General features: G+C 71.5%; 17 protein-coding genes. 14 read left to right on the top strand and 3 right to left on the bottom strand.

What is annotated here, in order from left to right:
* Positions 1-20 precede the first annotated feature (20 nt).
* The 3 genes from P3T39_RS13925 to P3T39_RS13915 all read left to right on the top strand — a co-directional run bounded on the left by P3T39_RS13925 (position 21) and on the right by P3T39_RS13915 (position 4,027).
* Positions 21-2,012, top strand: a complete 1,992-nt coding sequence (locus tag P3T39_RS13925; protein ID WP_280697847.1) for a fumarate reductase/succinate dehydrogenase flavoprotein subunit — start codon at positions 21-23, stop codon at positions 2,010-2,012.
* The gene (locus P3T39_RS13920; RefSeq protein WP_280697846.1) at positions 2,009-2,779 is read left to right on the top strand and encodes a succinate dehydrogenase/fumarate reductase iron-sulfur subunit; all 771 of its coding nucleotides are present in this window, start codon (positions 2,009-2,011) and stop codon (positions 2,777-2,779) included. The genes P3T39_RS13925 and P3T39_RS13920 overlap by 4 nt, the downstream gene beginning before the upstream one ends.
* Before the next feature lie 324 nt (positions 2,780-3,103).
* Positions 3,104-4,027: a TIGR03620 family F420-dependent LLM class oxidoreductase gene (locus P3T39_RS13915; protein WP_280697845.1), complete on the top strand. Its 924-nt coding sequence runs from the start codon at positions 3,104-3,106 to the stop codon at positions 4,025-4,027.
* On the opposite strand, the gene P3T39_RS13910 is transcribed toward P3T39_RS13915, so the two are convergent.
* Positions 4,001-5,716, bottom strand: coding sequence for an FAD-dependent oxidoreductase (locus P3T39_RS13910; RefSeq protein ID WP_280697844.1), 1,716 nt, complete (start codon positions 5,714-5,716; stop codon positions 4,001-4,003). The genes P3T39_RS13915 and P3T39_RS13910 overlap by 27 nt on opposite strands.
* Before the next feature lie 445 nt (positions 5,717-6,161).
* Between P3T39_RS13910 and P3T39_RS13905 the strand changes: the two genes are divergently transcribed.
* The 3 genes from P3T39_RS13905 (at position 6,162) to P3T39_RS13895 (ending at position 9,711) form a co-directional block, all read left to right on the top strand.
* Positions 6,162-8,135 (top strand): MFS transporter, encoded by a 1,974-nt coding sequence (locus P3T39_RS13905; protein ID WP_280697891.1) that lies wholly within the window; start codon positions 6,162-6,164, stop codon positions 8,133-8,135.
* Positions 8,132-8,671 carry a MarR family transcriptional regulator gene (locus tag P3T39_RS13900; RefSeq protein ID WP_280697843.1) on the top strand — a complete coding sequence of 180 codons (540 nt, stop codon included), beginning with the start codon at positions 8,132-8,134 and terminating at the stop codon, positions 8,669-8,671. The genes P3T39_RS13905 and P3T39_RS13900 overlap by 4 nt, the downstream gene beginning before the upstream one ends.
* Positions 8,672-8,853: 182 nt before the next feature.
* Positions 8,854-9,711 carry an MBL fold metallo-hydrolase gene (locus P3T39_RS13895; protein WP_280697842.1) on the top strand — a complete coding sequence of 286 codons (858 nt, stop codon included), beginning with the start codon at positions 8,854-8,856 and terminating at the stop codon, positions 9,709-9,711.
* 61 nt (positions 9,712-9,772) lie between these two features.
* Here P3T39_RS13895 and P3T39_RS13890 read toward each other — a convergent pair whose 3' ends face one another.
* On the bottom strand, positions 9,773-11,209 hold the full coding sequence (locus P3T39_RS13890; RefSeq protein ID WP_280697841.1) for a pyridoxal-phosphate dependent enzyme: 1,437 nt from the start codon (positions 11,207-11,209) through the stop codon (positions 9,773-9,775).
* A 239-nt stretch (positions 11,210-11,448) separates the two neighbouring features.
* On the opposite strand from P3T39_RS13890, the gene P3T39_RS13885 reads away from it, so the two are divergent.
* The 8 genes from P3T39_RS13885 (at position 11,449) to P3T39_RS13850 (ending at position 23,337) form a co-directional block, all read left to right on the top strand.
* Positions 11,449-12,393, top strand: coding sequence for a hypothetical protein (locus tag P3T39_RS13885; RefSeq protein WP_280697840.1), 945 nt, complete (start codon positions 11,449-11,451; stop codon positions 12,391-12,393).
* Positions 12,394-13,104: 711 nt separating this feature from the next.
* A complete protein-coding gene (locus P3T39_RS13880; RefSeq protein WP_280697839.1) occupies positions 13,105-14,166 on the top strand; it encodes a 3-oxoacyl-[acyl-carrier-protein] synthase III C-terminal domain-containing protein in 1,062 nt (353 codons plus the stop codon).
* A 3-nt stretch (positions 14,167-14,169) separates the two neighbouring features.
* Positions 14,170-15,105, top strand: a complete 936-nt coding sequence (locus tag P3T39_RS13875) for a hypothetical protein (RefSeq protein WP_280697838.1) — start codon at positions 14,170-14,172, stop codon at positions 15,103-15,105.
* Positions 15,106-15,109: 4 nt separating this feature from the next.
* Complete coding sequence (locus P3T39_RS13870; protein WP_280697837.1) at positions 15,110-17,431, top strand: fatty acid CoA ligase family protein; 2,322 nt, start codon at positions 15,110-15,112, stop codon at positions 17,429-17,431.
* Positions 17,413-18,474 (top strand): NAD-dependent epimerase/dehydratase family protein, encoded by a 1,062-nt coding sequence (locus P3T39_RS13865; RefSeq protein WP_280697836.1) that lies wholly within the window; start codon positions 17,413-17,415, stop codon positions 18,472-18,474. The genes P3T39_RS13870 and P3T39_RS13865 overlap by 19 nt, the downstream gene beginning before the upstream one ends.
* Positions 18,475-18,516: 42 nt before the next feature.
* Complete coding sequence (locus tag P3T39_RS13860; protein WP_280697835.1) at positions 18,517-21,720, top strand: non-ribosomal peptide synthetase; 3,204 nt, start codon at positions 18,517-18,519, stop codon at positions 21,718-21,720.
* Entirely contained in the window at positions 21,717-22,484 is a 768-nt protein-coding gene (locus tag P3T39_RS13855) for a formyltransferase family protein (protein WP_280697834.1), read from the top strand. Before P3T39_RS13860 ends, P3T39_RS13855 begins: the two co-directional genes overlap by 4 nt.
* Before the next feature lie 22 nt (positions 22,485-22,506).
* Positions 22,507-23,337: an alpha/beta fold hydrolase gene (locus P3T39_RS13850; protein ID WP_280697833.1), complete on the top strand. Its 831-nt coding sequence runs from the start codon at positions 22,507-22,509 to the stop codon at positions 23,335-23,337.
* Between the two features lie 34 nt (positions 23,338-23,371).
* Here P3T39_RS13850 and polX read toward each other — a convergent pair whose 3' ends face one another.
* Positions 23,372-25,096 (bottom strand): DNA polymerase/3'-5' exonuclease PolX, encoded by a 1,725-nt coding sequence (gene polX / locus P3T39_RS13845; protein ID WP_280697832.1) that lies wholly within the window; start codon positions 25,094-25,096, stop codon positions 23,372-23,374.
* Positions 25,097-25,311 lie beyond the last annotated feature (215 nt).

Below are 25,311 nucleotides of genomic sequence, written 5' to 3'. Positions count from 1 at the left end.
TCCGAGCCGAGAGGACGCGGATGACCGAGGTGGAGCGGTACTCCTACGACGTGGTCGTGGTGGGCGCGGGCGGTGCCGGGTTGCGAGCCGCGATCGAGGCCCGCGAACAGGGGCTGCGCGTCGCGGTGATCTGCAAGTCGCTGTTCGGCAAGGCGCACACGGTGATGGCCGAGGGCGGGATCGCCGCTGCGATGGCCAACGCCAACAGCAACGACAACTGGCAGGTGCACTTCCGCGACACCATGCGCGGCGGCAAGTTCCTCAACAACTGGCGCATGGCCGAACTGCACGCCAAGGAGGCCCCCGACCGGGTCTGGGAGCTGGAGACCTGGGGCGCCCTCTTCGACCGCACCAAGGACGGCAGGATCGCCCAGCGCAACTTCGGCGGCCACGAATACCCGCGCCTGGCGCACGTCGGGGACCGTACCGGCCTGGAACTGATCCGCACACTGCAGCAGAAGGTGGTCTCGCTCCAGCAGCAGGACTTCGCGGAGTCGGGCCGGCAGGACCAGGCACGGTACGAGGCCCGGCTGCGGGTCTTCCAGGAGTGCACGGTCACCCGCATCCTCAAGACCCGCACCAGCGGCGGCTCCACCACGGGTGGCCGGGTGGCGGGCGTGTTCGGCTACGCCCGGGAGAGCGGACGCTTCTTCACCGTCCAGGCCCCGGCCGTCGTCCTGGCCACCGGCGGGATCGGCAAGTCGTTCAAGGTCACCTCCAACTCCTGGGAGTACACGGGTGACGGCCACGCCTTGGCGCTGCTCGCCGGTGCGAGCCTGCTGCACATGGAGTTCGTCCAGTTCCACCCGACCGGCATGGTCTGGCCGCCGTCCGTGAAGGGCATCCTGGTCACCGAGTCGGTACGGGGCGACGGCGGGGTGCTGCGCAACAGCGACGGCAGGCGGTTCATGTTCGACTACGTCCCCGAGGTCTTCAAGGGCCAGTACGCCGAGACCGAGGAGGAGGCGGACCGCTGGTACGCCGACCAGGAGCACAACCGCCGGCCGCCCGACCTGCTCCCGCGCGACGAGGTGGCCCGCGCGATCAACTCCGAGGTGAAGGCGGGCCGGGGCACCCCGCACGGCGGGGTCTACCTGGACGTCTCCAGTCGCCTCCCCGCCGAGGAGATCATCCGTCGGCTGCCCTCGATGCACCATCAGTTCAAGGAACTGGCGGACGTCGACATCACCCGCGAGCCGATGGAGGTCGGCCCGACCTGCCACTACGTGATGGGCGGCGTCGAGGTCGACCCCGACTCCGCCGCCACACCCGGTGTCCCGGGGCTCTTCGCGGCCGGCGAGGTGGCAGGCGGGATGCACGGCTCCAACCGCCTCGGCGGCAACTCGCTCTCCGACCTGCTGGTCTTCGGTCGCCGGGCCGGTCTGCACGCGGCCCGGTACGCAGCAGAACTGACCGACCGCCCGGTCATCGACGAGGCCCAGGTGGCGGCGGCGGCCCGCGAGGCGGTGGACCCGTTCGACGAGACGCGCATCGGCGACGGCCCCGCCGAGAACCCGTACGGCCTGCACCAGGAGCTCCAGCAGACCATGAACGACCTGGTCGGCATCATCCGCCGGGCCGGCGAGATGGAGCAGGCGCTGGACCGGCTGGCGGTGTTCAGGGCCCGCGCCGCCCGCGCCGTGGTCGAGGGCCACCGCCAGTTCAACCCCGGCTGGCACCTTGCCCTGGATCTGCGGAACATGCTGCTGGTCTCCGAGTGCGTGGCCAGGGCTGCCCTGCTGCGCCGGGAGAGCCGGGGCGGCCACACCCGGGAGGACTGCCCCGGTATGGACCGCAACTGGCGCAGGGCCGACCTCGTCTGCACCTACACCGGCGACGGCATCGATGTCACCCGGAAGGAGAACGGGCGGATCCGGGCCGACCTGCTGGCCCTGTTCGGTCGCGAGGAACTGGCCAGGTACCTGACCCCCGAGGAACTTCCCCTCGCGACGCCCGGACCACCACAGCAGACTGACGACGCATCGGACTCGCAGAGCGGAGCCGGACAGTGACCTACCAGGCCGAATTCCGGGTGTGGCGCGGCGACTCCACCGGCGGCAGCTTCGAGTCGTACCGGGTCGAGGTGCACGAGGGAGAGGTGGTGCTCGACCTGGTGCACCGCCTGCAGGCGACCCAGGCGCCGGATCTCGCGGTGCGCTGGAACTGCAAGGCCGGCAAGTGCGGTTCGTGCAGCGCCGAGATCAACGGGCGTCCTCGACTGCTCTGTATGACCCGGATGTCCACCCTGTCGCCGGACGAGCCGGTGGTGATCACTCCGCTGCGAGCCTTCCCGGTGCTCCGGGACCTGGTGACGGACGTGTCCTTCAACTACGCCAAGGCCCGCGAGATCCCCGGCTTCATCCCGCCCGCCGGCCTCGGGCCCGGCGAGTACCGGATGCAGCAGGAGGACGTGGAACGCTCGCAGGAGTTCCGCAAGTGCATCGAGTGCTTCCTGTGCCAGGACACCTGCCACGTGGTGCGCGACCACGAGGAAAACAAGTCCGTCTTCGCGGGGCCACGCTTCCTGATGCGGGTGGCCGAACTGGACATGCATCCGCTGGACGCCGCCGCCGAGGCCGGACTGGACCGCCGGGCAACCGCGCAGGACGTGCACGGTCTCGGCTACTGCAACATCACCAAGTGCTGCACCGAGGTCTGCCCCGAGCAGATCAGGATCACTGACAATGCGCTGATCCCCTTGAAGGAGCGAGTCGCCGACCTGAAGTACCACCCGCTGGTCTGGCTCGGCAGCCGGATCGGCCTTCGTCGAAAGGACTGACCCGACGTCACCTCTCCTTGCCTTCAACACTGTTGGGGAGGCCGCCCCACGGGCGACCGTTCGCTCGGCGGCCCCCCCCGGGTCAGCAGGAAGCGGATCGTGAGGGTGGCGGGGAGTTCGATCCAGGGCGCGACAGCGGTCGGCAGCATCCGCACCGCCCGTACGGCGCCGCCATCGTCGAATCCACGGACAGTGCCAACACACCATCACCGAATAACCACTCGGGCACCGGGTCGGACATACTGTCGGAGCCGGTGCCCGAGCGCTGTTGACGCCTGTTCCCGGAACAAGGCCCCGGAACCAAGGACAGCAAGGAGCAGCAACATGGCCGAACCCACCGCACTCCCGCCCGTGGACCTGCCCGCTCTGAAACAGCGCCTGGGACGAACGGGTGTCTGGCTCGCATCGCTGTCCACGGTGTCGGCGGACGAGGAGCGGCGCGCCGTCGCGACCATCGAGGAACTCGGTTACGGGACACTGTGGTTCGGAGAGGCCCCCACCGGCAAAGAGGCGCTGACCCATGCGGCAGTCCTGCTGTCCGCCAGCCAGCGCCTGATGATCGCCACCGGTATCGCCAGCATCTACGGACGCGACGCGACTGCCGCGGCCAACGGCGCCGACACGCTGTCCGAAGCGTGGCACGGCCGTTTCGTGCTGGGCCTCGGCGTCAGCCACCTGCCGTTGGTGAGCGGTCGCGGACACGACTACGGCAAGCCGGTCTCCACCATGCGGGCCTACCTCGACGCCATGGACGCCACGCCCGTCGGCGTGCCGTCGGCCCGGCCGGTGCCGCGTGTGCTCGCCGCGCTGCGCCCGAAGATGATGGAGCTCGCCGCGACTCGGGCCCAGGGGGCCCACTCCTACTTCGTCACGCCCGAACACACCCGCAGCGCCCGGGAGATCCTCGGCCCCGATCCCCTTCTCGCCCCCGAGCAGGCCGTGGTGGTCGACACCGACCCCGAGCGGGCGCGGGCCACCGCCCGCAGCTACGCAGCGCGTTACCTGACCCTGCCCAACTACCGGAACAATCTGCTCGAACTGGGCTTCTCCGTGTCCGACCTCGACAACGGAGGCAGCGACGCGCTCATCGACGCGGTCGTCCCCTGGGGCGACCCCCTGACACTGGGTGAGCACATCCGGGCGCACTACCGGGCCGGCGCCGACCACGTCGCCGTGCAGCCCATCGCGAGGACACTCGACCGGCAGCTGGAGGACCTGCGCCTACTCGCCCCCGTCCTGATCCGCTGACCCGTGGACCGCTCCGCGTTCGGCGGGCGTGGAGCGGTGTTCGTGCTTCAGGGCCCGAGCGTGCAGTGCGGTGACCGCCTTGCGTGCGGAGAGGATCGCGCCGTGCTGCCAGCCGTCCGTGTAGGACAGCCAGTCGCCGGCGAACAGCACCCGTCCGCTCGGTTCCGTGAGCGGCCTCAGTACCGGCGCGTCCGGGCTGCCGCCCGGGAGGCGGTGCCAGGCCCCTTCCAGGTGCGGGACGTACTGCCAGGACACGGAGAACGACGAGGCCAGTTCGGTGCGGTACTTCCTGCCGTAGATCCGTGAACCGAGCGCGACCGCCCGTTCCTCGCGGGCCTTGGGGGACATCGTTCCGTACCGGTCGGCGCGGCTGCCCGTGTTGTAGTAGCCGATCATCACACCCCGCTCGCCGTTGAAGTCGTACGAGGGGTGCCAGATGTGGCTGAGATCGAGGTCGGTCTCGGTGATGCCGCCGTAGATACGGTGGTCCGTCTCCCACCAGCGGCTCCGGTACTCCAATCCGATCTTGCCCGCCGAGGCCGGGGCGATCGAGGTGAGCGCCCTCTGGACGGCACTGCCCAGGTTGTGCGGAAGTCCGGCCAGCAGGTGCGGCGGCATGGCCGCGATGCAGTAGTCGGCGTCGACCACTCGCTCCTGCCCTGTGCCGTCCTGGTAGGCAACCCGCACCCCGTGCGCGAGTTCGGTGACCGAGGTGGCCTGACAGCCCAGCCTGACGCGGCGGGGGCCGATGGCGCGGGTGAGTGCTTTCGGCAGCTGGTCCATACCGCCCACCGGCTGGAACATCACCATCGCCTGGTTGTAGTTGAGATTGAAGGAGAAGTAGCGGCCGACGCCGGATGCGAAGACCTCCGACACGCTGGGCACCGGCGACAGCTCGATTCCCGGGGTACCTGCGGCGCCCGGCCAGACGCCGAAGCCGCGCCGTGTGCTCCCTCGGTAGGCGAAGCCGTCCGCCTTCGCCCCGATGCGGCCCCACCTCTCCAGAAAGGCCAGCAGCCGCTCCCGGTCCGCGGCGGTGAGCTGCTTGTCCAACGCGCCCTGGTCGCTCGCCTTGGCGAGCAACTCGCCGACGTAGCCATAGGTGTCGGCCTCGGCCGTGCGGTAGCGCACTGGACGGCCCGGTGTCATCCCCGACTTCTCGTTGTAGATGTAGGCGTCGGCGTTGTAGTTGGTGAAGACCTCGATCGGGACGCCGAGTTCGCGGCAGTAGTCGACGGTGACCATCCACTGTGCCAGCCTCGCCGCCCCGCAGTTCATGTACTGGCCCTCGGCGAACCGCGCTGTCTGGCTGTAGCCGTGCAGCTCGCTCTGGCGCGTACCGGCTCGCGCGGTGAAGTTGCGGCCACCCGTACGGCCGCGCGGCTCCAGGATCGTACAGTCGTACCCGGCCTTGCCGAGCTCGTACGCCGAGACCAGCCCCGCGACGCCGCCGCCGAGGACGACCACGCTGGCCGCCGAGCGTCCGGTCAGACGGAAGTCCGAGGCCCGCGGGGCGCGGTACGGTGGCGCGGCCGCCGCCTCGGCGGTGGGAGCCAGCTCCAGTGCGCCCATGGCGGCGAACATGGTACTCGCGCCGCCGCTGATCCCGACCGCTCGCAGGAAGCCCCTGCGGCTGAATCCGCTCCTCCCCCGTGCCGACCCGAGCGTCCCCCGCCGTGCTTGTGTCATCGGTGATCCCTCCGGGCACGGCCGCGATCGGAGCTGCGGAAGTTCCGTCACTGGGAATCGGGGCGAACGGCTGCCTCCTCGGTCAACTGTCGCTTCGGGCAGACCTGGTGCGACACGTCCGAGGTCGGGAGAGAGCCGCGGGGGCACTCCCAGCAGATCACCGCCACCTGCCCGGCGCCACCGGGAGCGCCCCGTCCGGTGACGGCTCCGCGAAGCGTGCCCGACGGGCCGCCGCCGGGTGCAAGGGCGTTGGCCGCGTTCCGGTCGGCAGAGTTAGTTTGGACTAAGCAACTGATCCAGCTCTCCTCGTTCCGAGGAAGTGGTGCCCATGACTGCGACGTCTGCCGCGCCCCGTACGGCTCGGCGGCAGGCCAGGGCCGCCGCCGCGACCGCCCGGCCGCACTACAAGTGGATCGTGCTGTCCAACACCACGCTGGGTGTACTGATGGCCACGATCAACGGATCCATCCTGCTGATCGCGCTGCCGGACATCTTCCGGGGTGTCGGGGTCGATCCCCTGCAGTCGGGGAACGCAAGTCTGCTGCTGTGGTTGATCATGGGATATCTGGTGGTCACCGCGGTGCTGGTGGTCAGCTTTGGCCGACTGGGCGACATGTTCGGCCGGGTCCGGATGTACAACGGGGGCTTCGCGGTCTTCAGCGCGTTCTCGGTGCTGCTGTCGGTGACGTGGATGCAGGGCACGGCAGGCGCTCTGTGGCTGATCCTGATGCGGATCGGCCAGGGTGTCGGCGGTGCGATGCTGATGGCCAACTCGAACGCGATCATCACCGATGCCTTCCCGGCGGACCAGCGCGGCCTCGCGCTGGGGCTGAACCAGGTCGCGGGCATTGCCGGCTCGTTCGTGGGACTGGTGCTCGGGGGGCTGCTCGCCCCGGTGGAGTGGCATCTGGTGTTCCTGGTGTCGGTGCCGTTCGGGGTGTTCGGCACCTTCTGGGCGTACCGGAAGCTGTACGACACCGGCATCCGACGGCCCGCCCGGCTGGACTGGTGGGGAAATCTGACCTTCGCCGTCGGGCTGGTCTCGGTGATGGTGGGGATCACCTACGGCATCCAGCCCTACCGCGGGCATGCGATGGGCTGGACCAACCCGTGGGTGCTGGCCGCCCTGACCGGCGGCGTGGTCGTGCTGGTGGTCTTCGGCGTCGTGGAGACCAGGGTCGCCGAGCCGATGTTCCGGATGAGCCTGTTCCGCATCCGTGCGTTCACCGCGGGCAACCTCGCGAGCCTGCTGTCCGGGATGGGCCGCGGCGGGCTCATGTTCATCCTGATCATCTGGCTGCAGGGCATCTGGCTGCCCCGGCACGGCTATGTCTTCACCCGGACCCCGCTGTGGGCGGGCATCTACATGCTGCCGCTCACCGTCGGGTTCCTGATCGCCGGGCCGGTCTCGGGCTGGCTCTCCGACCGCTTCGGGGCGCGGCCGTTCGCCACCGGCGGCATGGTCGTGGCCGCAGGAAGCTTCGTACTGCTGACGCTCCTGCCGGTCGACTTCCACTACTGGGCCTTCGCCGCGATCCTGCTGCTCAACGGGATCGGGATGGGACTGTTCGCCTCGCCGAACCGGGCCGGGATCATGAACAGCCTGCCCGCGGACCAGCGCGGCGTGGGCGGCGGCATGAGCACCACCTTCCAGAACTCGGCGATGGTGCTGTCGATCGGGGTGTTCTTCAGCCTGATGATCCTCGGCCTGGCGAGCGCACTGCCTCACGCCCTCTCCAGCGGCCTGGTCGCCCAGGGGGTGCCCGCCGCCGACGCCGACCGGCTGGCGGCGCTGCCGCCGGTCTCGGTGCTGTTCGCCTCGCTGCTGGGCTACAACCCGGTTCAGACGCTGCTCGGCCCCGGTGTGCTGGCCCAGCTGCCGGCAGACCACGCCGCCTATCTGACCGGCCGCAGCTTCTTCCCCGCCCTGATCTCCGGGCCGTTCGCGCAGGGTCTGGACATCTCGTTCGTGTTCGCCGTCGCCGCCTGCCTGGTCGCCGCCGTGGCCTCCTGGCTGCGTGGCGGCAAGTACGTGCACACCGACCGGCCGCCCGCCGTCGACGTCTACACGGTGATCGTCACCGCGCGCGGCTACCGCTCGGCCGCGTACCGGATGGCGGCCAACGGCAACGGCCATGCCGCCACCGCAACCACCGCCCGCGCGGACGGGCAGCTCACCGGTGTGGTCTTCGGCCCGAGCCCGGACAGCCCGCTGCCCGGGGCGGCCGTACTCGCCGTCGATCCGACGGGCGCCCTTGCGGCACACACCACCACCGACCGCGACGGCCGCTTCCGGCTGCCCGGCCTGCCCCGCGGCCTCGCCACGGCAACCGGGGCCGAACCCCCGTCTGCAGCGCCGGGCACCCACGGCCGGGCCGCCGCCACCCTGCACCTCACACTGGACGGCACGTCATCATGACCGAGCCCCAGCAGGCAGAGCCCGGGCAGGCGGCACCGCCCCCGGACCGCGACGAGATCGCGGACCGGCTGCGGGCAGCAGCGCTGCGCCTGGCTCACGGGCTGCGCGCCCCGGCAGGACGCCACGACCTGACCCCGAGCCGTCTGACCGCACTCGCCGTCGTGTCCGCGCACGGCCCGCTACGGGTCGGCAGCCTGGCCCACCACATGGGGATCAGCATGCCCAGCGTCTCCCGGCTGGTCGACATCCTGGTCGCCGCCGACCTCGTCGGCCGCCGCCCCGACCCCCACGACCAGCGCGCTTCACTCCTCACCCTCACTCCGAGCGGAGCAGCCGTCCTGGACAGCATCCGCCGCGAAGGCCTCGACGCCCTGACGAGCCGCCTCGGCACGCTCACCAACGACCAGCTCGCCACGCTCGCCGCCGCACTGCCCGTACTGGACTCGCTGGCCCACCAGCTGGTCCCCGACCCGACCCACGAACTCACCGCACCCACCGCTCGGGATCGCGGCCGAGCCGGACACGTCGGCCGCTGACCTGCGCAAGGCCGCCACGGCCGGGCGGGCGGTGCCGTTCCGCGAAGAGCGCTGATCCCGCCCCGCCTTTTCGGGGTCGAGGGCCGGGTGCGAGAGGGCATCTGGACGGCAGGGCCCGCACCAGGAACAGTGAGGGCCCTGTCCGTCGGCATCTGGCGGCTCCCGGACCTGTGAGGGGCAGCATGACCATCCATCACCTCGACTGTGCCGGCATGTGTACGGTCGGAGGCCGCGCACTGCTGGGCCACGGCGGGCTGCTGACCAGCCGGATCGTGGCCCACTGCCTGCTGATCGAGACCGGTGGCGGACTGGTCCTGGTCGACACCGGGCTCGGGACGGAGGACGTGGCCGACCCCCGTCGGCTGGGCCCTGCTCTCCGGGCCTCGATCCGGCCGCAGCTGTCGCTCGCCCGTACCGCCCTGCACCAGGTACGCGCACTGGGGCACAACCCGTCGGACGTCCGCCATATCGTTCTCACGCACCTGGATCTCGACCATGCCGGCGGGCTGGGCGACTTCCCGGACGCGCAGGTCCACGTCTTCGCCGACGAGCTGAGGGCTGCCACGGCCCGCGCAACCCGCAGGGAGCGGACCCGCTACCGCCCCGCCCAGTGGAGCCACAACCCGCGCTGGGTCGAGCACGAGACGGCCGGGGACGCCTGGTTCGGCTTCGCGGCGGCCCGCCCGGTGGCCGAGTCCGTCCCCGGCGTAGTGCTGATCCCGCTGCAAGGGCACACCCGAGGGCACTGCGGGATCGCCGTCCGTCACAGCAGCGGCTGGCTGCTGCACTGCGGCGACTCCTACTTCTCGCACACCGAGGTGGACACCGACTCGCCGCGCTGTCCGCCCGGCTTCACGGCATTCCAACGCATCGTCGCCCACGACAACCCGGTGCGGATCCACAACCAGCAGCGGCTGCGTGAACTACGGCGCCACCACGGTGCCGAGGTCGAGCTGTTCTGTGCTCACGACCCGTACGAGTTCGAGCGTCTGCGCACCCGGCGGCAGTTCTCGCACCGGCCGGACGGTTCCGGCTCGTAGCACCGCCCCCGGCGCGCCCGGGTGCCGGCTGCGAACCGGCACCGGCTGTGGGCCTCGCACTTCACGGCCGCCGCGACTTCCCCACCGGCAGGCAGGCGCGCAGCTCGGCGGAGCAGATCAGAGCGACGGCATGGCCGTCGTGCAGGACGACGGCCGTGTCCACGCCGCTGTCGGCGAGCTCGGCGAGCGCCGCCTCAGCGGGCTCCCCGGATCCGAACTGGGGCAGTGGCGCCGCAAGGTGGTCGCCGACAGGGTCACCGAGCGCGGCCCTTCCGGTCTCGACGGCGGCCCTCAGCCCGTCCAGCACCACCGACCCCGCCAGCTCGGGCGCGGTGGGCCGGCGGCCAGGACCTGCCGGGCAGGGGCCGGCCGGCAGTACGGCCTGCTCGCCACCGTCGCGCCGGTTCTGCAGCGCCGCCAGCGCATCGGCGACCGTGGTGCGCCCGTTCAGGTACGGCACCGGCCGCTCCCGCACGGTCGCCGCCACCGCGTCACCGACCCGGGCGCCGGATTCGTCACCGTCCAGGAAGCCCAGACGCAGCAGCCAGGTGTCGTCGAAGTACTTCGAGAGGTACTGGCGTCCGGAATCCGGCAGGATCACCACCACGACGGCTTCCTCCGGAGCCTCGGCGGCGACCTGTCGGGCCGCCGCCACCGCTGTGCCGGAGGATCCGCCGACCAGCAGCCCCTGCTCGCGAGCCAGTCGACGGACCGTCAGCACCGAGTCCCGGTCGGCGACCGGCAGGACCCGGTCCACGACGTCCTGGTGGTACGACCGCGGCCAGACGTCCTCGACGGTCTCCGGGTGCCGCCAGTGCCCGGCGGCCTCGATGAAGTAGGGCCGGCCGTCGCCGCCGGAGTAGACGGAGGAGGCCGGGTCCGCGCCGATCACCTGGACAGAGCCGCCGCTGACCTCCTTGAGGTAGCGGCCGGTACCGCTGATGGTGCCGCCGGTGCCGACGCAGGACACCAGGTGAGTGATCCGGCCTTCGGTCTGCCGCCAGATCTCCGGCCCGGTGGTCAGGTAGTGCGCCTCGGGGTTGGCCGGGTTGTCGTACTGTCCGGCGCACCAGCCTCCCGGTGTCTCCTCGGCGATCCGCGCCGCCGCGTTGAACGGGTGCTCCGGGTGCTCGCGCGGTACTCCGGCGGGCTTGAACACCACCTCGGCGCCGAAGGCCCGCAGCGCCGCGACCTTCTCACCGCTGACCCGGTCCGTGACGACGACCACGGCCCGGTAGCCCTTCGTGGCCGCGACCAACGCGAGCCCGAGACCGGTGTTGCCGGAGCTGGCCTCGACCACCGTCCCACCCGGCAGCAGCAGCCCGTCCCGCTCCGCCTGTTCGATCATGCGCAGGCCGATCCGGTCCTTCACACTGCCGCCGACGCTCAGGTATTCGAGCTTGCCGTAGACGGCTGGGCCGCGACCCCCACCGGGCATCCGCAAGCGCAACAGCGGTGTATTGCCGATCAGTTCGGTCACAGACTCGTGGGCGTCCATCCCCGGCACAGTAGCGAATCCGCCGCCGTACGGCACGTGGAACAGGTGAATCCGGGCGCGTCCCGGCAGCCCCGCCGCCCGCCGACACCCGCCGGGCGCTCCCGCTCCCGCTCCCGGCCCCGGCCCCGGTCTCGGTCTCGGTCTCGGCGGACGAGACGGTAATACCGCTTCGACTTCCCGCGAATAACGATTTGCCCGAAGGTCTATCCGGAGTTCTGCGGCGGCCCTACTCTGCATCTGTGCCGATCTTTCGAAAGCTTCGAACCCCTGGCCCGCGTCTGGTCCCCGAACTCGACGACAGCAAACTCGGCAGGGTGCGCAAGCAACTCGGCACCCCCCCTATGCCAGGTCTGACCGATATTCAGATCGACCAGATCGAACGGGTTATTCAGGATGCGGGAACGGATTGGGACCGGCGGGCGCACCGCTTCGCCGTGCTGGCGGGATCGGCGGCGGATTCCGGTCTCGCGCGGTCCTGGCGGCTGCGCAGGACCCGGAGTGCGGACGCAATGATCTTCGAGGCGTCGGTCGAGCTGGTGCGCGGCCACCTCGCAGGGCGCATGGAGGACGCACGCTCCACGGCCGACCTCTGCTACCGCGCCGCCGACCTCCAGCCGGACGATCCGATGCCCTGGGTGGTGCTGTTCGGGGTACTGCGGCTGCTGAGGCGCGAGGCGCAGGAGATGTTCCAGGTCTGGCACGAGGTGATGGCCCGCGACCCCTGGCATCGCGAGGCGCATCTGCAGATGCTGGGCTATCTGTCACCGGAGGAGTGCGGTTCCCACGGTGAGGTGCTCGACTTCGTCGATTCCGTCCGGTCCCGGATACCTCCGGCGGTGCCGGCCGTGGGTCTGGAGCTGACGGCGGTCGTCGAGCACCATCACCGGACGGTCGCCCGTGGCGGCCTCGACGGACTGCTGGCGAGAAGACAGTGGACGCATGCGCGCGCGGCGGTGCCGTTGGAGCGTGCGCTCGCCGACTGGACCAGGCCGGGCCATCTCACTCATGCGGCGGCCCTGGCCGATCTCAACCTGCTGGCCTATGCACTGGTCCAGGCCCACCGGCTCCCGGAGGCCGCGGAGGTCTTCCGCATGATCGGCGGAATCGTCACTCCCTGGCCGTGGCGGCTGGACGGCGAGCCACTTCAGCGGTTCGTCCAGTGGCAGGCACAGACTCTGCGCTGAGCGGGGCGTCACGCTGCAACCAACCATGGCATTGCCGGTCGCAAACGGAACGCCGCCCCTACCGAAATCCCATCCGCCGGAATGTGAGACGGCATGGCGAAGTGGGATATCGACTGCGGGGCGGCCGATGTTTTTCCCGACGGAATGTCAGATCATTTGAAAGGTCGGGCGGCTGACAGAAGAGCAGTTCACTGAAAACCCGGACGTCGAGGGCGATCGAGGAGGAGAACTCTCGCGCTCCACCCGGCGCAGGACGACATCGAACCGCGCCCGGTCGCCGTGCCGGTCGCAGGCCGACGCAGGCCGACGCAGGCCGACGCAGGCCGACGCCTGACGAACCGCTCGCCGCCGGACTCTCCGAGACCGACGGATCAGGCGCCGACGGATCAGGCGCCGACGGATCAGGTGCCGACGGATCAGGTGCCGACGGCCAAGGCTTCCTCGACGCAGCCGAGTTGAAGCAAGGAGCCGCATCCGGCCGTCGGCCGGACGCTCGGCCAAGTGACAGTCGTCACTGAATCACCATCGGTTACATGTCGGCAACATACTGTCAGGTAACGTGCAGATATGACCAGATGACCGTCCGTAGGGCCCTGCCCGCCGATGGCTCCACCATGAGGCCGACCTTCGCACCCCGAGCGCGCCCTGCGCCGTTGATGGGTCCGGTGCGAACGAATTCCCGTCGGCCGTCCAGCAGATGAAAGAGGAAAGATGACCTCCGACGCACGGGGCAGTCGTTTCGAGGCCCTTGGCGCGTACCTGCCATCCACCGTCCAGTCCACGCCCGACCTGGTCGCCTCCGTGGTGCGGCCGCCGGACGTGGATCTGGAGCACATCACCGGCGTGGCCGAGCGCCGGGTGTACGACCGTCGGCCCGAGGCCGGCGAGGACTCCTACGGCCTCGCACTGAAGGCCGCCCGGGACGCGCTCGGCCACTCCCGCTACGACGCGGCCGACCTGGACGTGGTCGTATCGGCTTCCATCACCAGGTTCAGGGACGGCGACGACTTCTACTTCGAGCCCTCGTTCGCCGGGCTGCTGGCCCATGAACTCGGTGCCCGCAGGGCGATTCACTTCGATGTGTCCAACGCCTGCGCCGGCATGATGACGGGCGTCCATCTGCTGGACCGGATGATCCGCGCCGGGATTGTGCGCAACGGCCTGGTGGTCAGCGGCGAACAGGCCACCCGGGTCGCCGAGACCGCCGCCCGCGAGATGGTCGACTCCTACGACCCGCAGTTCGCATCGCTGTCGGTCGGCGACTCCGCGGTGGCCGTGGTCCTGGACCGAGCGGTCGACGAGGCGGACCGGATCCACTACGTGGACCTCATGACCTGCGCCGAGTACTCGCACCTGTGCCTCGGCATGCCCAGCGACCGGACCGAGGGGATCGCCCTCTACACGGACAACCGGCAGATGCACAAGGCGGACCGGCTGCGCATGTGGCCGGCCTTCCACGGGGACCAACTCGCCAAGCTGGGCCACGGTTTCGCGGACGAGGGTTTCGACTACATCGTTCAGCACCAGGTCGGCACCCGCTTCATCGACTACGTGAACCGCACCGGCGCACGCGAGTTCGGCACCGAGATGCCCGAATCCCTCTCGGTCGTCGAGGAGTTCGGGAACACCGCGTCAACCGCCCATTTCCTGGTGCTGCATCGGCACCTCAAGGCCGGAACGGCACGCCGCGGCGCCCGGTACCTGCTGGTGCCGGCCGCCTCCGGCGTCGTCACCGGCGCCCTGTCCGCAACCATCACCAACCTGGGGGTCTGACCGATGACGACCGTCATCAAGGCCGCTTCGACCCTCGCCGCACCGGCGGACGAGAAGGCGGCGGCCGTACTCCTCGCGGGGCAGGCCGCCAGGGAGTGCCTGGCCGAGGCCCGGCTGTCACCGGACGCGGTGGGCGTGCTGATCAACGTCGGCGTGTACCGCGAGCACAACACCTTCGAGCCCGCCGTCGGCGCCCTGGTGCAGAAGGAGGCGGGCATCAACCTCGACTACCTGGCCCACCCCGTGCCCGGCGCCGCCTTCTCCTTCGACCTGATGAACGGTGCCTGCGGGGTGCTGAACGCCGTCCAGGTCGCCCAGGCCATGTTCTCCACCGGCAGCGCCGAGCGGGTGCTGATCACCGCCGCGGACGTCCACCCGGGCGGCCGGGCCGCGCTGGACGACGGCTACCCGTACGCCGATCTCGGCGCCGCCCTGCTGCTGGAGCGCTCGGCCACCTCCGAGGGCGGCTTCGGCCCCGTCCGGACGGCCGGAAGCGGCAGCCCGTCGGAGACCGCCGGGTACCTGCCGAACGCAGGGTACCTCCCGACCGCCGGTATGGGAGCCGGCGGACGCACCCGGATCACCGTCCGCCGCGACCCCGGCTTCGCCGGGCAACTGCTCGACCTGGCCGCGGACACCACGTCCGGGTACGCCCGCACGGAGGGACTCGACCTGCACCGCACACTGCTGGTCAGCTCCCGGCCGACCGCGGACTTCGCTCAGCGGCTGGCCGATCGGCTGGGCCTGCCCCAGTCCCGCGTCCTCGCCCCCGACTCACCGGGAGGCGGTGGAGGTCTGCCGCACACGGCCGCCCCGATCCTGGGGTATCTGCGAGCGGTCGACCAGGGGCTGCCCGAGGACGTCGACCAGATCCTCTTCGTCGCCGTGGGCGCCGGTCCGAGTGCCGCGTGCGTGAGCTACCGCCCCCAGGACCGGTGACCCGTTGACCACCGCATCGGAGCTGCTCAGCGGTGACTTCGGCCTAGCCGAGCACCTGGAACGCAACGCCCTGGCCTTCCCTGAGAAGACCGCGATCATCCACCCGGACGGCAAGGACGCCGACGGGAGCATCCGCTACACCGAGTTGACGTACGGTCAGTTATGGTCGGACGTAGCGGGTTTGGCGGATTCGCTGACCGAGATCGGCATCGGGTACGGCACCCGGACGGTACTCATGGCCGCACCGGGCCCCGACCTCTTCGCCCTGCTCTTCGCCCTGCTGCGGATCGGCGCCGTACCGGTCGTGGTCGACCCGGGCATGGGCGTCCGGCGCATGCTGCACTGCTACCGGGCGGTGGGCGCCGAGGCGTTCATCGGGCCGCCGCTCGCCCACGCCGTACGGGTGCTGGGCCGACGCGCGTTCGCCGAAGTCCAGGTCCTGGTGACCCTCGGCCGGCGCTGGTGCTGGGGCGGGCACACGCTCGCGGCCCTGCGCACCCGCGAACGCGGCGGCTCGGTGCCGCTGCCGGCCGTCCGCGGCGAGGACCTGATGATGATCGGGTTCACCACCGGAAGCACCGGACCCGCCAAGGGCGTGCAGTACACCCACCGGATGGCGGCCGCGATGGCCCGCGCGGTGCACACCGCCCACGCCCGCGACCGCGACGAGGTCTCCCTCGTCACACTGCCCCTGTACGGCATGCTCGACCTGCTCTTCGGCTCCACTCTGGTGCTGGCGCCGGTCTCCCCCGCCCGGGTCGGCGAGGCCGACCCGGCTCCGCTGGTGGAAGCGATGAGCAGGTTCCGGACCTCCACGATGTTCGCCTCCCCCGCGCTGCTGCGCCGACTGGGTGACCATCTGACGGAGCATCGGATCCCGTTGCCCGACCTGCGCTGTGTCGTGTCCGGCGGTGCACCCGTACCGCCGGAGGTGGTCACCACGCTGCGCCGGGCCCTCGACGAGAAGGCCGCGATCCACGTGACCTACGGCGCCACCGAGGCGCTGCCGATCACCTCGATCGAGTCCGAGGAGATCCTGGAGGAGACCGCCGCCCTCGCGCCGCTCGGCGCCGGCACCTGCGTGGGGCACCCGGTACCCGGTACCGAGGTGCGGATCGTCCGGGTCTCGGACGGCCCGCTGCCGCACTGGGACGAGGACCTCGTGGCCGCGCAGGGCGCCGTAGGCGAGATCGTCGTCCGTGGGGAGTCCGTCAGCCCCCGCTACCACGCGGCACCCGCCGCCGACGCCGCACACAAGATCAGGGACGCCGCCACCGGTCGCTCCTGGCACCGCACCGGTGACCTCGGCCGGCTCGACCACCAGGGCCGTCTGTGGTTCTGCGGGCGCAAGACCCAGCGGGTCCGTACCGCCGACGGCGACCTGTACACCGTCTGCTGCGAGGGAGTGTTCAACGCCCATCCGCTGGTCCGGCGCACCGCCCTGGTCGGCGTCGGCGAACCCGGCGCGCAGCGTCCCGTGGTGTGCGTGGAGACCGAGCCCGGTGTCACGGACGACCAGTGGGCAACGCTCGTGCCCGAGCTGCGCGCACTGGGCGCCGCGCAGGTGCAGACCGCAGGCCTTGAGGTCTTCCTGCGGCATCGCGCGTTCCCGGTCGATATCCGGCACAACGCCAAGATCGGGCGCGAGCGGCTCGCCGTCTGGGCCGGACAGCAGCTCCGCACGGCCGGCGAGGGAAGGTCCGGACCCCGCGCCCGCACGGACGCAGCCGCGACGGCATCGCGGATGACGCCGACCATACGCGCCGACGGGGGTTCCCTTTCCGCAACTTCCGTGGCTTCCACGGCCTCCGCGGCCTCCGCGGCCTCCGCAACGCCACTCGTGGCGCGCCGACAGCGCATCCGCCCGCGCCGGGGACGGGCGTGGCTGCTGCGCGGCATCCCGCTGGCCGGCTGGGCCTACCTGGCCGCCGGCCTGATCCGTCCCGTCGGCCAGCCGGTCCTGGTCGCCCTGTGGTGGATCGACGCCTTCCTGAGCGTCGTCGTGCACGCCGCGCAGATCCCGCAGGCGCTGCCCCGAGGCCGGGCGGCCGGGCGGGGTGCGGCCGCAACTGCCGCGCTGACCATGCTGTACGGCGCCACCTGGTGGCGGCTGCTGCCCGCTGCGGACGCCGGGGCCTGCTCCGGGGATCGGGCCGGATCTGACCCCGCATCCGGTGCCGGGCCGGAGGCCGGAGGAGCACCGCAGAGCGGTGGAGAGAGTCCATGCGAAGCATCGGCAACCGACGACGACGCGGCGAGCCGCCGTGCCGGGCGTCGCAGGCTCGGGCCGGCCCGCAGGACGCGCTCGTGGCGGGCGGACCGGTGAGGGTCCTGGTGACCGGCGCGTCCGGCTTCCTCGGTGGGCATCTGGCCGAGGGCGCGCTCCGGGCCGGGCACGAGGTCCGCGCGCTGGTGCGCCCCACCAGCGACGTCACTCGGCTGCGGGGGATTCCCGGACTGACACTGGCCTACGGCGATCTCGGCGACAGCGAGTCGCTGCATCGCGCCGTCGAGGGCGTGGACGTCGTGCACCACAGCGCTGCCCGGGTGGTCGACTTCGGCACCCGAGCGCAGTTCACGGCGGAGAACGTCGAAGGCACGGCGCGCCTGCTGGCGGCCGCGCGGTCAGCCGGCAGTCACCGGTTCGTGTTCATCTCCAGCCCCAGCGCGCTGATGGGCCCGGACGACGGCGACCGGCTGGGCATCGACGAGGACACCCCGTACCCGGACCGCTGGCTGAACCTGTACTCCGAGACCAAGGCCGCCGCCGAGCAACTGGTCCTCTCGCAGAACCGGCCCGGCTTCACCACCGTCGCGCTGCGTCCCCGAGGCATCTGGGGTCCCCGGGACCACTCGGGCTTCCTGCCTCGACTGGTGGCCAGGATGCTGGCCGGCCGGCTGCCGGACCTGTCCGGCGGCCGGCGGGTGCTGGTCTCGCTCTGCCACTGCGACAACGCGGTCCTGGCCGCGCTGCGCGCCGCCGAGGCCCCGGGGATGCGGATCGGTGGCAGAGCGTACTTCGTCGCCGACCGGGAGCAGACCGACCTCTGGGCGTTCCTCACCCGGCTGGCCGAACTGTTCGGCGGCACGCCACCGACCCGCCGCATCCCGCCGCCGGTCCGGGACGCTCTGGTGGAGGTTGCGGAACTGCTCTGGCGGGTACCGGCGTTGGCCGCCCGCCGGGAGGCTCCGCTCAGCCGCTACTCGGTGGCCCTGCTCACCCGATCCGCGACGTACAGCACGGCGGCAGCCGAGCGGGACTTCGGCTACCTGCCCATGACCGACCAGGAGACCGGCCTTCGGCTGCTGCTCGAATGGGTCGAATCAATCGGCGGAGCAACGGAGTTCGTCCGGCTCGGGCGCCGATAGACACTGTTCGCCACGACTGACGCAACGCCAGAAAGCACTGTGATGACAACACACGACAGGACACCTGGCTCCCGGCCGGCCCCGGCGGCCTTCCGGCGCCCGGTCTCGGCCACGGAGTGGCTCTACCTCGGCGCGCACCGACTCGGCCGCGCCATGGTGCTGCAGCTCGTCGTCGAAGGCGACGGCGCCCTGCACCCGGACGAACTCCGTACGGCCGTGGCGGTCGCGGCCGAGTCCTGCCCGGGCTCCCGGCTGGTGCGTCACGGCCGCACCTGGATCGACTCGGGGCGTCCGCCGCAGGTGCGGGTGGCCGAGGAGGGCAGCGGTCCCGATGCCGAACTGCGCAGCGGGACATCCCTGTTGGAGGATCCGCTGAACCTGCTGCGGGGTCCGGGCTGCGAGGTGCTGCTGCTGCCCCGCACTGCGGCGGGCCCCGCCGCCCTCGTCTTCCGTGCCTTCCACGGCGTGATGGACGGGCACGGCGCGCAGCTCTGGATGGGCGAGGTCTTCCGGGCCTTGCGCGGCGAGGCGCCCCGGCCGGCCCCCTCACCGCTCACCGATGCCCGGCTGCTGGCCGAGGTCGGCGCCACCGGCCGCCGGCCCGCTCTGCTGCTCGACCAGCCCTCGCCCCTGGCCGCACCGGCCGCTCGCCCGACGGGCGCCGAACGGCCGGCGGCGCTGTGGCGCCGATGCACGCTGCCTGGCCGCCACCCCTCGCTCACCGCCCGGCTCGCCCAGGCGGTGGCCGATGCCACCGGGGCACCGCGCGCCCGCGTCATGGTGCCGGTGGACCTTCGACGCCATCACAAGGGTCCGCCGGCCACCGGCAATCTGGCCCTGCCCGTCTTTCTCGATCTCGGAGCGGGCGAGTCCTGGCACTCCGCCCGATCGCAGCTGCTGCTGGCGCTGACCAGGCGGAGGGAACTGTCCGACGGCTTCGAGTCGGCGCTGGCCCGGCTGCCGCTGCCCGCCACCGCCCTGCTGCTGCGGGCAGGCCAGGCCATGGCGCTTCGACACGACCGGTACATGGCCTCGGCGATCGTCTCCCACCTGGGCCGGATCAGCCCGGCGGACTGCTCCGGCGGTGGCTTCACCGCCCGGTCGGTCTACGCGCTTCCGGTCCATGCGCCGCTGGTGCCGGTCTCGTGTGTGGCGGTCGAGCTCCCCGACCGCACAGAGCTGACCGTCGGATTCCAGGGCGGCACGGGTCTGGCCCAGCGGGCGGACGAGTTGATGGACCGCCTGGTCACGGCGGTGGCCGGGCCGGGGCCCGCAGAACCTGCACGCCCCGCGTGCACTGCTCCTTCTGCTCCCTCTGCTCCCTCCGGGCCTCAACCCGAAGCAGCCGAGGCTGTCGAGGCTGCCGACATGGCCGGCGCGACCGTGGTCCGGCTGCTCCGACGACAGGCCGCACGGACGCCGCACGCGACCGTGCTCGACGGCCCGGCCGGCCCCGTCGGTTATGCCGAGCTGGACCGCCGCTCGGACGCCGTGGCGGCGGAGCTGCTGCGCTGCGGTGTCTCCCGCGAGGACGTGGTCGGACTGCTCGTGGAGCGCTCGCCGGCCGGCGTCGCAGGACTGTGGGGCATCCTCAAGGCCGGGGCCGCGTACCTGCCGCTGGACCCGAACCAGCCGGATGCCAGGATCGCCCAGGTCCTCCGGGAGTCCGGCTCGGCCTTCTGCGTGACGGAGCGTCATCTGCTGAACCGTTCGGCAGGCGTTTCGCCCTGTCCCGTCCTGGCCGCCGAGGACGTCCCCGAAGCGCCGGCCGACGTCCGGCTGCCGGACCCCGACCCCGAGCAACTCGCCTACGTCATCTTCACCTCGGGCTCCACCGGCCGCCCCAAGGGTGTGCAGATCGAGCACCGGAGCCTGCTCGCCTTCGCCCGGTGGGCGGCCCGACTCTGCCAGGTGGACGAGCGGACCCGATTCGCCTTCCTGTCCTCCTTCTCCTTCGACATCTCCTGCTTTCCGCTGTTCCTGCCGCTGCTGCACGGAGGGACGACGGTGCTCGTCCCCGGCGAGCCGACCCGGCCGGTCCTGCGCGATCTGCTGGACCGCCACCGTGCGGACACGCTCGCGGTGACGCCGACTCATCTCGACCTGATCGAGCACTACGGCCTCGACCTCTCGGGGCTGCGGACCCTGCTCGTCGGCGGCGAGCAGTTCACCCGCTCCGCCGCCGAACGGGCCAGGCTCCGCCTCGGTCCTGACGGCCGGATCGTCAACGCGTACGGCCCCACCGAGGCGACGGTCGGCTGTCTGGCACACGTGCTCGACGGCACCGAGGCCGGACCGGTCGTCCCGATCGGACACCCCGCCCCGTCCGTCCGGGTCGAGCTGGTCGGCGGCGGGGGCGGGGGCGAGCCGATCGGACCGGAACAGACCGGGGCGGTCGGTGAGATCCTGCTCTCCGGGCTCCAACTGGCCCGTGGCTACCTGGACCGTCCCGACCTGGACGCGGACTCCTTCCCCGTCGGCGCCGACGGTGTACGCCGGTACCGGACGGGCGACCTGGGCCGCCGACTTCCCGGTGGCGCGATGGAGTTCGTCGGCCGCAACGACGATCAGCTGAAGATCGCCGGGCACCGGATCGAACCCGCCGAGGTGCGGACGGCCCTGGAGGGCCACCCCGCGGTGCGCACCGCCGTCGTGGCCGTGCGCACCCGCCCGGGCGGCGGGGCCGCGCTGTGCGCGTATGTACTGGCCGCCGACGGCGACGGGGCCGCACCGGAGCTGGGAGCGGCACTGCGCGAGCATCTCGCCGAGCGGCTGCCCGCCCATCTGGTGCCCGCAGTCGTCCTGCCGATCGCCGCCCTCCCCCGTACGGTCGGCGGCAAGGCCGACCTCGCGGCGCTCCCTGATCCCTTCGCAGCCCTGCCCGACCCGTCGGCGGCCCGGGCATCGGCGGACGCCGAGCCGACCGTGGACGCCGAGCCGACGGCGGGCGGTGACGTCGTCGAGCGGCTGGCCGTGCTGTGGTCGCGCACGCTCGGGATCGACCGTCGGCTGATAGACGTCCACTCCGACTTCCAGCAGCTGGGCGGCGACTCACTGGCGGTGCTGGAGATGCTCTCGGTGGTCGCCGAGGAACTGCTGGGCCCGGCCGAGGTGGACGGCTTCATGGCCGACATCGGCGGTGTGTCGGCGGAGTTGACCCTCGGGCGGGTCTGCGACGCCGTCCGCCGTGCTCGACGGGACACCGGCAGGGCCCCGGCGGCAGGGACACCGGAGGCCTCGGCGTGATCTTCGTCGGACGCGGCGCCCTGCTCGGGCGAGCCGTCACCCATGCCCTGAGTTCGGGCCACCGGGTCGACCTGGTCGTCTCGGACGACCCTGCGGACGACCCGGGCGCCGCAGCAGCGGTACCGCACCTGACCACCGCGGACGTCAACACCGTGGCCGACCGGCTACTTGTCCGATGCACGGACGGTGTGGTCTGGTCGATCAACAATCGGATGATCTTCCGCGCACCACTGCTCTCCCAGGGGCTGCGGATCTACAACATCCACAACGGACTGCTGCCGCAGCACCGCGGCCTGCCCTCGGCCGCCGTGGCCTTCGCGCTGCTCCGGGGCGACCCGGAGTACGGTGCCACGCTGCACGAGGTCGACGCGGGCGTGGACACCGGCCGGGTGCTCACCGAGCTGCGCTTCCCCCTGACCGGGGACGCCAGGTATCACCAGGTACTGCTGCGCGGTATCCGAGCGTGCCATCAGCTGTTCCAGAGCTCGGTGGACAGCGTGGCGGCCGGGCGCGCACCGCAGCCGCCGGCCGTCCGCGAACCGGGCCCACCCGGTTACTTCGGCTTGCGAGCGCTGCGCGAACTGTCGTCCTACGCCGCGCATCCGGCCTATCCGCGGGCCACCGATGTCGGGGTCGCCGCACCCTTCGTGCCCGAGCTGGTCGAGGCGCTGCGCGGCGGTCGGGAGAGGGCCGCAGCGACAGCACCGAGGAGCGACTTCCGGACTATTGACGATAGTTCTCACAATGGAGTGACCGGCCGGTAACTTTCGCCCTACCCTCGTCGTCATGGACCTCGTACACGAGCGCCGGGGCGACGGCCCGCCGCTGCTTCTGCTGCACGGCATAGGGCACCGCTGGCAGGGTTGGAAGCCCGTACTCGACCTGCTGGCCCGCGAGCGGGAGGTGATCGCCGTCGACCTTCCGGGCTTCGGCGCCTCACCACCACTGCCTGCGGGCATGCCCTACACCATCGGCAGTGCGATCACGGTGCTCGGCGACTTCCTGGAGTCCATCGGCATCGAACGGCCGCACGTGGCCGGGAACTCGCTCGGTGGACTGTTCACCCTGCACGCCGCACGGCACGGTCTCGCATCCTCGGCCACCGTGCTGTCGCCGGCGGGCTTCTACCGCAGGACCGGCCTCCGCTACGCCTCCGGTGTACTCAGTCTGCACCGGTTCGCCGCCCGCACCCCCGAAGTGCTCCGCGCCAGGCTGGCGGAGCACCCGCAGGGACGCAAGGCCATGTTCGGCATGATCTACGGGCGGCCCGAGCGACTCGACCCGCGCGAACTCCTGCTCGACACCAGGGCGTTGCTCCAGGCACCCGGTTTCCGGCAGACCCTGCACGCCGGGCGGGCCGAGCTGGCGCCGCGCTTCCCGGCGGACCTCCCGGCCCAGGTGCCGGTGACCATCGCGTGGGGCACCCGTGACCGCCTGCTGCCGAACGTCCAGGGCCGCCGCGCCCGCCGGATCCTGCCGACGGCGCGCTTCGTCCCGCTGCCGGGCTGCGGTCACGTCCCGATGGGCGACGACCCGGCGCTGGTGGCCCGGGTCCTTCTCGACGGGAGCAGCTCACCCCTCCTCGGCCTGCCACACGCGACCGCGCAGGAGATCTGACCGGTTGCGGCCCCGCCCCCGCGGCGACCGGTTCTCACGGCCGCCGCTTGCGGAGGAAGCTCTGCAGCCGCCGGAGCGGCCAGGTGTTGATCACCTCGTCCTTGGTGAGCCAGCCGCGCTGGGCGGTGCCGATGCCGTAGCGCAGGTTCGCCAGGTGGACGGTGGAGTGTGCGTCGGTGTTCACGGCGAAGCGGACGCCGTGCCGGCGGGCGGCCGGAATCCGCTCGTCGCCGAGGTCCAGGCGCTCGGGCGAGGCGTTGATCTCCAGCGCGGTTCCGGTACGGGCGCAGGCGGCGTAGACGGCGTCGAAGTCCGCGTCGACGGCGGGCCGGCGGCCCAGCAGCCGGGTGGTCGGATGGCCGATGATGTGCACGTAAGGGTTCTCGCAGGCCCGGATCAGCCGACGGGTCTGCGCATCCCGGTCGGCACCGAAGTGGGAGTGGATCGAGGCCACACAGAGGTCGAAGCCGGCCAGGAAGTCCTCCGGCCAGTCCACACCTCCGTCCGGGTCGATGTTGAGCTCGGTGCCGTGCAGAACCCTCATGCCCTTGTAGTGGCGGTCCAGCGCGCGTACCCGCTGACGCTGCGCCAGCATCTTCTCGTCCGTCATCCGCTGCATCGCCAGGTTGGGGGCGTGGTCGGTGACGGCGCAGTATCCGAGGCCCCGGTCGGCGGCAGCGGCGAGCATCTGCTCCAGCGGGGCCAGCCCGTCGGTGAGGTCGGTGTGGACGTGCAGGTCGCCCCGGATGTCCTGCTCGGTGACCGGCTCGGGCAGCTCGCCGCCCAGGGCGGCGTCGATCTCGCCGCGGTCCTCGCGCAGGGTGGGCGGGATCCAGGGCAGGCCGAGCGCCTCGTACACCTCCTCCTCGGTCGCCGAGGCGATCTTCTCGCCGCTCGCGACCTCGAACAGGCCGTATTCGGAGAGCTTGAGCCCGGCCTTGACGGCCCGGCTCCGCAGCCGGATGTTGTGCGCCTTGGAGCCGGTGAAGTAGACCATCGCCGCGCCCCAGTCCTCGGGCGGGACGACCCGCAGATCCAGCTGCATGCCCTTGGCGGTGCGGACCGAGGTCTTGGTGGCGCCCCGGACCAGCACGTCGGCGACGTACGGGAGAGCGGCCACCGCCTCCATCAGTGCCGCCGAGTCCTCGGCGGCCGCCAGTACGTCGATGTCGCCGATCGTCTCCCGCATCCGCCGCAGCGAGCCGGCGTACGCACAGCGCACGCAGCCGGTGACTCCGGCGAGTTCCGCGACGACCTCCTCGGCCTGTTCCAGGGCCACGTTGAGGAGCACCCGGCCGCTGCTCTGCCGCATCACCTCGATGCCGTGCACGATGTTCTCGGCCGTCCGATCGCCCAGCCCGCGCAGGCCGCCCAGCCGCTCGTCCTTCGCCGCGTCCAGCAGTTCGTCGACCGAGGAGATGCCGAGTTCCTTGTGCAGCATCACCGCGGTCCTGGGACCGACGGTGGGGATGGCCATGATCTCCCGCACCCCGGGCGGGACCTCGGCGCGGAGTTTCTCCAGGGCCGCCACCCGGCCGGTGGCGAGATACTCGGTGATCTTCTCTGCGGTCGACTTCCCGACACCGGGGATCTCCAGGAGCCCCTTGAAGTCCAGTTCTCCGACATCCGCGTGGTAGCCGCCGACCGACCGCGCCGCCTTCTCGTAGGCACGCGCCCGGTAGGCGTCCCCGCCGGTGAGCAGGATGAGGTCGGAGTACTCCTGGAGCAGCGCCTCGACCTCTTCGTTGAGCCGGGCCATACCGCCAAGTCTAGGAGTGCTCGACAGCAGCGAGCATGCGGAACGGAGACTCCCTGCGTGATCTCCGGGGGTCCGGCGGGATCCGCGACGGGACACCGGGCGGCCGGCCGCGCCAGGCCCTGTCCGGCCGATCTTGCCGGACAAGGCCTGGCCACCGACGCGTCAGCCGCCCGTCGTCTTTTCCGTCTCCGGGTACCGCCGCCGCGGAGCGTGGG

The sequence above is a fragment of the Kitasatospora sp. GP82 genome, assembly GCF_029892105.1.
In the GTDB taxonomy this organism is placed as follows: domain Bacteria; phylum Actinomycetota; class Actinomycetes; order Streptomycetales; family Streptomycetaceae; genus Kitasatospora.
The sequence above is the reverse complement of the archived record's forward strand: the minus strand, read 5'-3'. Positions and strand labels throughout refer to the sequence as shown.

Bases quoted from the DNA above. Each gene is read 5' to 3' on its own strand.
- P3T39_RS13915 (WP_280697845.1), top strand. From the start codon at position 3,104: ATGGCCGAACCCACCGCACTCCCGCCCGTGGACCTGCCCGCTCTGAAA.
- P3T39_RS13910 (WP_280697844.1), bottom strand. From the start codon at position 5,716: ATGACACAAGCACGGCGGGGGACGCTCGGGTCGGCACGGGGGAGGAGC.
- P3T39_RS13880 (WP_280697839.1), top strand. From the start codon at position 13,105: ATGACCTCCGACGCACGGGGCAGTCGTTTCGAGGCCCTTGGCGCGTAC.
- P3T39_RS13890 (WP_280697841.1), bottom strand. From the start codon at position 11,209: ATGGACGCCCACGAGTCTGTGACCGAACTGATCGGCAATACACCGCTG.
- P3T39_RS13875 (WP_280697838.1), top strand. From the start codon at position 14,170: ATGACGACCGTCATCAAGGCCGCTTCGACCCTCGCCGCACCGGCGGAC.
- P3T39_RS13895 (WP_280697842.1), top strand. From the start codon at position 8,854: ATGACCATCCATCACCTCGACTGTGCCGGCATGTGTACGGTCGGAGGC.
- P3T39_RS13850 (WP_280697833.1), top strand. From the start codon at position 22,507: ATGGACCTCGTACACGAGCGCCGGGGCGACGGCCCGCCGCTGCTTCTG.
- P3T39_RS13905 (WP_280697891.1), top strand. From the start codon at position 6,162: ATGGCCACGATCAACGGATCCATCCTGCTGATCGCGCTGCCGGACATC.
- P3T39_RS13860 (WP_280697835.1), top strand. From the start codon at position 18,517: ATGACAACACACGACAGGACACCTGGCTCCCGGCCGGCCCCGGCGGCC.
- P3T39_RS13900 (WP_280697843.1), top strand. From the start codon at position 8,132: ATGACCGAGCCCCAGCAGGCAGAGCCCGGGCAGGCGGCACCGCCCCCG.
- polX (WP_280697832.1), bottom strand. From the start codon at position 25,096: ATGGCCCGGCTCAACGAAGAGGTCGAGGCGCTGCTCCAGGAGTACTCC.
- P3T39_RS13925 (WP_280697847.1), top strand. From the start codon at position 21: ATGACCGAGGTGGAGCGGTACTCCTACGACGTGGTCGTGGTGGGCGCG.